The sequence below is a fragment of the Microcoleus sp. B4-C2 genome (genome assembly GCF_036705265.1).
Taxonomy (GTDB): Bacteria; Cyanobacteriota; Cyanobacteriia; order Cyanobacteriales; family Microcoleaceae; genus Microcoleus.
Window position 1 is genome coordinate 1 of sequence record NZ_JAUBUB010000208.1, and the last position, 1,400, is coordinate 1,400.

Annotated in this window: 1 protein-coding gene; it reads left to right on the forward strand. The window is 47.4% G+C overall.

All coding sequences use genetic code 11. The features are described from left to right. The first annotated feature begins 447 nt into the window (after nt 1-447). Nucleotides 448-1,218, forward strand: a complete 771-nt coding sequence (locus QUB20_RS28435; RefSeq protein WP_333246931.1) for a GerMN domain-containing protein — start codon at nt 448-450, stop codon at nt 1,216-1,218. Nucleotides 1,219-1,400 lie beyond the last annotated feature (182 nt).

The following is a 1,400-nucleotide window of genomic DNA, read 5'->3' on the forward strand; positions in this document are numbered from 1 at the left end:
CTCCTTCTATCAATGGCTAAGTTTTAGCTTTTGATTGACAAAAAGCGCTCCTAGAAATAGGGGCGCTTTTTGTTTGGGGAAAAATATTTTTATCGACATCCTTTTTCCTTCTCTCAGTTAAATCCGTTACCCCCATTACATCCCTCCGTTGTCTTCCTTCTTCCTTTTTCCTTCTTCTTTTTTCCTTCAGCCTTTAATTTTTTATGATTACTATAGAATATAGGCACTAAGCCGATCGAGATAGTGTGACATACTCCACGGGCGAAATCTTATATTATGGTCTAGGATTCCAATAGTCGGATTCAGAATATGTTGGGCTTGCTATAAAGTGTTCGCTAGCAGCAATGCAATTGTGTCAATTCCCGAATCTAACCATAGACAAATGTAGCTGATCAGGAGTCGCTCCTCACCGTCCCAAGCGCTCTATCTGTAAGGAGAATTTGTATTATGAAAGATGGACAAGAAGTACGCCGCGCCTCCACAGCCGTCATTGCCGGTGTTTGCGGGTTGGCTTTACTGGCGGGAGGGGGCATTGCCTGGTGGACCGCGAACCGTTCGCCAACCCCCGCAGATACGCAGTCTTCTGCTCAAACTACGGCTCCGCCGCTGTCCCCAAGTCCTGCGGAATCTCCTGCTGTAGTTATCCCCGTACCCCCTCCCAATCCTGTACAAGTGCCTACCGCTCAGACGCCTACCGCTCAGACGCCTACAGCTCAGGCGCCTACAGCTCAGACGCCTAACGCTCTGGTGCCAAAGTCGCCGCAGCCAAAGCCTTTGCCGCAGACTGATGTCCAGACAGTGCAAGTCTACTGGCTTAAAGATGCCAGCGGCAAATTTGAGGGAGTTCCTACGAAAGTAGCTGTCAAACAAGCTGACAAGCCTGATGCAGCTTTACAAGCTGCTTTTAACAGTTTGTTGGCTGGGCCGAAGGATGGAACTGTTTCTAGCGAAATCCCTAATGGGACAAAACTCAGGGGTTTGAGTGTTAAGAATGACGGAGTTTATGTCGATTTGTCGGCAGAATTTACTGCGGGGGGAGGGAGCAATTCGATGACTGGCCGATTAGGGCAAGTTATCTATACGGCTACGAGTTTACAACCGAATACCAAGGTTTGGATTTCGGTGGAAGGTAAGCCTTTAGAACTTTTAGGGGGCGAAGGTTTGGAGGTGGCTCAGCCGAGTACCCGCCAAAGTTTTGACAAAAATTTTCCCCTTTAGTAATTATGAGTCATTAGTTAGGAGTCATTAGTTAGGAGTCATTAGTCATCGGTCTGAAGGCAGAGAGTAGGGATTGATAACTTATGACTCATGGCTGATGACTCATGACCACGAATTTCAAAGGTGGTACCCGCCACGTGATTTATCCGTGGAATCAATCCCAAATCGAAAATCGAAAATCC

What these genes read in the sequence shown, in the direction of transcription:
- QUB20_RS28435 (WP_333246931.1), top strand. Translation starts at nt 448, where the DNA reads ATGAAAGATGGACAAGAAGTACGCCGCGCCTCCACAGCCGTCATTGCC.